Here is a 6,238-nt window from a genome sequence, read left to right as displayed (position 1 = left end):
CCACTGAGGGTTATCAGCCCGCGAGGTACGACGTGACCGGGATCGATCCGTCGATGATGCCCGCGGCGATCTCGTCGAGCTCGGCCTGCAGGTCAGGCGAGACCTTGCTCTCGAAGTCGTGGAACGGAGCCAGGCCCACGCCACCGTTCTCGAGGGTGCCGACGAACGGCGCCGGGTCGAACTCGCCGATGCCGGCGGCCAGGACTGCGTCCTCGACACCCACGTCGATCAGCTTGCGGATCGAGGTGAGCAGCAGGTCGGCAACGGTCGGGTCAGTTTCGAACACGTCGGCGTCGACACCGATGAGGGCGATGTCGCGGCCCGAGTCACGGATGACGGACGCGGCGCTCTGGTAGATCGGACCACCGACCGGGAGCAGAACGTCGACACCCTGGTCGACCAGGCCCTGCGCGGCGTTGATCGCGTCCTGGTTGGCGACGAAGCCACCGGTGAACACGCCATCCTGCGCGGCGGAGTCCCAGCCGAGGACCTCGACGTTGGCGCCGTTGGCCTCGTTGTAGTACGCAACGCCCTGAGCGAAGCCGTCCATGAAGATCGAGACCGTCGGGAAGTTCATGCCACCGAACGTGCCCACCTTGCCAGCGGTCGAGTACGACGCTGCGGCGTAGCCGGCGAGGAACGCGGCCTGCGCCGTGTCGAACACGATCGGCTTGATGTTCGGAGCGTCGGTCTCACCGTCGAAGTCGTTGTCAACGACGTCGTCGATCGAGACGTACTCGATGTCGGGGTTAGCCAGAGCCGACTCACCGGCAGCGGAAGCGAGCGCGAAGCCGACCGTGATGATCATGGTGCAGCCCTGGTCGACCAGGTTGGTGAGGTTCGGCGCGAAGTCAGACTCCGAGTCGGACTGGACCGTCTTGAATTCGACGCCCAGTTCATCAGCCGCACGCTCGAGGCCTTCGTAGCCGAGCTGGTTGAACGACTTGTCGTCGAAGCCACCGGCGTCCGAGACCATGCAGGGCAGGAAGCCCTCGACGACGTCGCCGCCGGCAGCTGCGGTGGTCTCCGTGTCGGTGGGGGCCGACGCGCAGCCGGCGAGAGCAACGAACATGCTTGCGGCCACGAGGCCGCCGAGCACGCGCTTACGGGTGGAAATGGTCAACTGTGCCTCCAGGTGAAGGGCCCGCCCAGACGGCGGGTGCATCTGGAGAATCTACCGAGCGAATCGCCACGATGCATGCCCCAGACAGCCACCACTGAGCAATGGTTACAAACCCGCAATAGAGTCGTCACGCAAACTGCTCGCGCCCGGGCCCTGGCATGTCAGAGCACGTCGCCGCGACCGCCCAGCTTGAGCGCGTCGACGACCCCCTTCACCCGCTGCGCGTGCTCACTCGTTGTCACCAGGAGAGCATCAGGGGTGTCGACGACGACGATGTCCTGCACGCCGATCAGGCTGATCACCCGCGAGGTCTGCGACACGACGATGCCGCTGGATGCGTCAGAGAGGATGCGGGCGTTCTCGCCGAGGATCGCGAGGTCGTTCTTGCGGCCGTGGGAGTTGAGCTTTGCCAGACTCGCGAAATCGCCCACATCATCCCAGTCGAAGTGCCCGGGGATGACGGCAAGCTTGCCCTTCTCCGCGGCCGGCTCGGCAACCGAGTAGTCGATCGCGATCTTGGTGAGGGCCGGCCAGACGCGGTCGACAACCGGTCCTCGGCGGTCGCGATCATCCCACGCCTCGGCGAGTTCCATCAGTCCGGCGTGCAGCTCGGGGTTGTTCGCTTCGATCTCGGCAAGCAGGACATCCGCGCGGGAGATGAACATTCCCGCGTTCCAGAGGTACGAGCGATCGGCGAAATAAGCGCGCGCCGTCTCAAGGTCGGGCTTCTCCACGAAGCGCTCGACGGTTGCGGCCTCCGGCGCGCCATCCACGAGGAGCCCGTCTGCCTTCTTGATGTACCCGAAGCCGATCGAGGGCTCGGAAGGCTGGATCCCGATCGTGCAGATGTATCCCTGCCGTGCCACCGCGACTGCCTGCTGCACCGCCCATTGGAAGAGGTGCGGAGGCCGGATGACGTGGTCGGCTGCGAAAGAGCCGATGATGACGTCGGGTTCACGGCGTACGAGCACGGCGGCCGCCAGTCCGATCGCAGCTGTCGAGTCGCGGGGCTCGGATTCGAGGAAGACGTTCCGGTCGGGCACCGCGGGCAGCTGGGCCTCGACCGCGGCGCGGTGGGCGCGCCCGGTGACCACGGCGATGCGCTCGCTTCCTGCCAGGGGCTCGAGCCGATCCCAGGTGTCACGGAGCAGGGAATGCCCGGATCCGGTGAGGTCGTGCAGGAACTTCGGCGCGTCGGCACGGGAGAGCGGCCAGAGCCGGCTGCCGATGCCTCCCGCGGGGATGACGGCGTAGAAGTCGGAGATCTCCTGAGACATGCCCCCAGGCTACTGGGGCGTCCTTTCGAGGACGTGTCCTGGAGGTGACAGCGAGCAACAGCACTACCCCCGAACTAAGGGTCACCTAAGAGCCGTGTCCGCTCAGGGCGCAATAGGATGGGCTACGCGCCCGAGTGACGCCGAGGGACCTGCGCCAGGTTCCCGTTGGGGCACTGACCGCCCCGCTCGTGTTCGATCCAGGGAGGACGACCGTGTCTGCACCAGCACGCGTCACACCGTCGGTATCCGAAACCACCTCCAAGACCCCTCGTGGAACGCTGTATCGCGGTCACGAGGGAATGTGGTCGTGGGTTCTTCATCGCATCACCGGCGTCGCCATCTTCTTCTTCCTTCTCGTCCACATCCTGGACACGGCCCTCATTCGGGTCTCGCCCGAGGCCTACAACGCGGTGATCGGCACGTACAAGAACCCGATCATGGGCATCGGTGAGGTCTTCCTGGTCGGCGCGATCGCTTACCACGCCTACAACGGGCTGCGGATCATCATCGTGGACTTCTGGTCCAAGGGCGCGCGCTACCAGCGCCAGCTCTGGTGGATCGTGCTCGGCCTCTGGGCGGTGACGATGATCGGCTTCACGCCGCGTCACCTCATCAATGTCTTCAGCACGATGGGAGGCGGCCACTGATGAGCGCTCCCGTCATCGCAGAGCCCCGTGCCTCCCACGCGACCCCGCGCCGCCGCGGCGTGAACCTCGAGAAGTGGGGCTGGGTCTACATGCGAGCATCCGGCGTGGTGCTCGTGGTGCTGATCTTCGGCCACCTCTTCGTCAACCTCATGATCGGTGACGGCATCCACGCGATCGACTTCGCGTTCGTTGCTGGAAAGCTCAGCACCCCGTTCTGGCAGTGGTGGGACGTCCTCATGCTGTGGCTGGCGCTGATTCATGGCGCCAACGGCATGCGCACCATCACCAACGACTACGTGACCCATGCAAAGACGCGCACCGTGCTCGTGGCGGCGATCTGGGTCACCGCGGCGCTTCTGATCCTGCTCGGAACCCTTGTGGTCTTCACCTTCGACCCCTGCCTCGGATTCGACCCGGCTACCGCGTCCGACACGATCATCGGCCTGTGTGCCTCGTAATCCCGCCGCTCACCTGACATCGAAAGCACAGCACCCGTGACTACTCAGAGCGCCGAAAGCGTCGTCAAGGACGGCGTCCACTACCACCAGTTCGACATCGTGATCGTCGGCGCCGGCGGCGCTGGCATGCGCGCCGCCATCGAGGCGGGCCCCGGCGCGAAGACCGCGGTGATCTCCAAGCTCTACCCCACCCGGTCTCACACGGGCGCGGCCCAGGGCGGCATGGCAGCTGCCCTGGCGAACGTCGAGGAAGACTCCTGGGAGTGGCACACCTTCGACACCGTCAAGGGTGGCGACTACCTCGTCGACCAGGATGCCGCTGAGATCCTGGCGAAAGAGGCGATCGACGCGGTCATCGACCTCGAGAACATGGGTCTGCCCTTCAACCGGACGCCCGAGGGAAAGATCGACCAGCGACGCTTCGGCGGCCACACCGCCGACCACGGCAAGAGCCCCGTGCGTCGCGCCTGCTACGCCGCTGACCGCACCGGCCACATGATCCTGCAGACGCTGTTCCAGAACTGCGTCAAGCTCGGCATCAACTTCTTCAACGAGTTCTACGTCCTCGACCTCATCACGGTGAAGGATGCCGACGGCAACACTCAGGTAGCCGGCGTTGTCGCCTACGAACTGGCCACCGGCGACCTGCACGTCTTCCAGTCCAAGGCCGTGATCTTCGCAACCGGCGGGTTCGGCAAGATCTACAAGACGACCTCGAACGCGCACACCCTCACCGGCGACGGCGTCGGGATCGTGTGGCGCAAGGGTCTGCCCCTGGAGGACATGGAGTTCTTCCAGTTCCACCCGACGGGGCTGGCCGGGCTCGGCATCCTGCTCACCGAGGGTGCCCGCGGTGAGGGAGCCATCCTGCGCAACGCGAGCGGCGAGCGCTTCATGGAGCGCTACGCCCCCACCATCAAGGACCTCGCTCCCCGCGACATCGTCAGCCGCTGCATGCAGCAGGAGGTTGCCGAGGGCCGCGGCGCCGGTCCCCACCGCGACTACGTGCTGCTGGACTGCACGCACCTGGGCGCCGAGGTGCTCGAGACGAAGCTTCCCGACATCACCGAGTTCGCTCGCACCTACCTCGGTGTCGACCCCGTGGTCGAGCCGGTGCCGGTCATGCCGACCGCGCACTACGCGATGGGCGGCATCCCGACAAACGTCAAGGCCGAGGTACTCGCCGACAACGAGACCGTCGTGCCCGGCCTCTACGCCGCCGGTGAGTGCGCCTGCGTCTCGGTGCACGGCTCGAATCGCCTCGGCACCAACTCGCTGCTTGACATCAACGTCTTCGGCAAGCGCGCGGGTCGCAACGCGGTCGAGTACGTCAAGACCGCCGACTTCGTCGACGTTCCCGAGGACGCGGCAGCGGGAGTCCGCGAGATGATCGAGGGACTGCGCAACAACCCCGGCGGCGAGCGCATCGCCGTCTTGCGCAAGAAGCTGCAGGACGAGATGGACAAGGGGGCCCAGGTGTTCCGCACCGAGGAATCCCTGAAGCACGTGCTCGGCGTCATCGAGGAATTGCGAGCTCGCTACCTCAACATCCACGTCGACGACAAGGGCAAGCGCTTCAACACCGACCTGCTCGAGGCCGTTGAGCTCGGATTCCTGCTCGACATCGCCGAGGTCGTCGTCGTCACCGCCCGCAACCGGCTCGAAAGCCGCGGTGGCCACATGCGGGATGACTACCCCAAGCGCGATGACGAGAACTACATGCAGCACACGATGGCCTACCTCACGGGCGACCCGCACTCGTCGGTCGCGGATGACCACATCCGCCTCGACTGGAAACCCGTCGTCATCACCCGCTACCAGCCGATGGAGAGGAAATACTGACGATGAGCGCGACGCTAGTCTCCACGGATGCCCCTACCGACGCGGCCGCAGGCATCGAACAGTCCACCGAGTCCACCGGCATCCAGTCATTCCTGGTGACCTTCATCATCCGTCGCTTCGATCCCGAGGTGGATGCCGAGCCCCGCTGGGTGGACTACGACGTCGAGCTCTACTCGACCGACCGCGTGCTCGACGCCCTCCACAAGATCAAGTGGGAGGTCGACGGATCGCTGAGTTTCCGCCGCTCCTGCGCACACGGCATCTGCGGGTCGGACGCGATGCGCATCAACGGGCGAAACCGCCTCGCGTGCAAGACCCTCATCAAAGACCTCGACATCTCCAAGCCGATCTACGTCGAGGCCATCAAGGGCCTGCCCCTGGAGAAGGACCTCATCGTCGACATGGAGCCCTTCTTCGCGTCGTACCGCGAGGTGCAGCCGTTCCTCATCTCGAGCTCGACGCCGGAGCCCGGCAAGGAGCGTATCCAGTCGATCGCCAACCGCGAGATCTTCGACGACACCACCAAGTGCATCCTGTGCGCGGCATGCACCTCGTCGTGCCCCGTGTTCTGGACGGACGGTCAGTACTTCGGGCCCGCGGCGATCGTCAACGCCCACCGCTTCATCTTCGATTCGCGTGACGACGCCGCGGACGTGCGGCTGAACATCCTCAACGACAAGGAAGGCGTGTGGCGCTGCCGCACGACGTTCAACTGCACCGAGGCGTGCCCTCGCGGGATCGAGGTCACCAAGGCGATCGCCGAGGTCAAGCAGGCGGTGCTTCGCGGGAAGGCTTGAACCGGGCCGCATCAGCGGCGCGCAATGCCTAACCCGGGCCGCATCAGCGGCGCGGAATTCCCAACCCGGGCCGCATCAGCGGCGCGGGTTGCTT

General features: G+C 65.7%; 6 protein-coding genes. 4 read left to right on the top strand and 2 right to left on the bottom strand.

Translation table 11 applies throughout. The features are described 5' to 3' along the window. Window positions 1-13 precede the first annotated feature (13 nt). A complete protein-coding gene (locus tag BGO47_RS10350; RefSeq protein ID WP_292711645.1) occupies window positions 14-1,123 on the bottom strand; it encodes a BMP family ABC transporter substrate-binding protein in 1,110 nt (369 codons plus the stop codon). A 161-nt stretch (window positions 1,124-1,284) separates the two neighbouring features. Continuing rightward, complete coding sequence (locus BGO47_RS10345) at window positions 1,285-2,400, bottom strand: mannose-1-phosphate guanylyltransferase (protein ID WP_292711642.1); 1,116 nt, start codon at window positions 2,398-2,400, stop codon at window positions 1,285-1,287. 212 nt (window positions 2,401-2,612) lie between these two features. Here BGO47_RS10345 and sdhC point away from each other — a divergent pair, with 212 nt between their 5' ends. From sdhC to BGO47_RS10325, 4 genes are read left to right on the top strand one after another with little or no spacing between them, the layout of a single operon-like run. Beyond that, window positions 2,613-3,047, top strand: coding sequence for a succinate dehydrogenase, cytochrome b556 subunit (sdhC, locus tag BGO47_RS10340; RefSeq protein WP_292711640.1), 435 nt, complete (start codon window positions 2,613-2,615; stop codon window positions 3,045-3,047). Then, a complete protein-coding gene (locus BGO47_RS10335) occupies window positions 3,047-3,505 on the top strand; it encodes a succinate dehydrogenase hydrophobic membrane anchor subunit (RefSeq protein ID WP_292711637.1) in 459 nt (152 codons plus the stop codon). Before sdhC ends, BGO47_RS10335 begins: the two co-directional genes overlap by 1 nt. 36 nt (window positions 3,506-3,541) lie before the next feature. Beyond that, entirely contained in the window at window positions 3,542-5,347 is a 1,806-nt protein-coding gene (gene sdhA, locus BGO47_RS10330; protein WP_292711634.1) for a succinate dehydrogenase flavoprotein subunit, read from the top strand. Window positions 5,348-5,349: 2 nt separating this feature from the next. Then, entirely contained in the window at window positions 5,350-6,144 is a 795-nt protein-coding gene (locus BGO47_RS10325; protein WP_292711631.1) for a succinate dehydrogenase iron-sulfur subunit, read from the top strand. Window positions 6,145-6,238: the final 94 nt, after the last annotated feature.

It is taken from the genome of Microbacterium sp. 67-17, assembly GCF_001898325.1.
Lineage (GTDB): Bacteria > Actinomycetota > Actinomycetes > Actinomycetales > Microbacteriaceae > Microbacterium > Microbacterium schleiferi.
Note: the sequence above shows the minus strand (reverse complement) of the source record. Positions and strands in the feature narration are given on the sequence as shown.

Coding starts and splice junctions, on each gene's coding strand:
- BGO47_RS10325 (WP_292711631.1), top strand. CDS start 5,350: ATGAGCGCGACGCTAGTCTCCACGGATGCCCCTACCGACGCGGCCGCA.
- BGO47_RS10345 (WP_292711642.1), bottom strand. CDS start 2,400: ATGTCTCAGGAGATCTCCGACTTCTACGCCGTCATCCCCGCGGGAGGC.
- BGO47_RS10335 (WP_292711637.1), top strand. CDS start 3,047: ATGAGCGCTCCCGTCATCGCAGAGCCCCGTGCCTCCCACGCGACCCCG.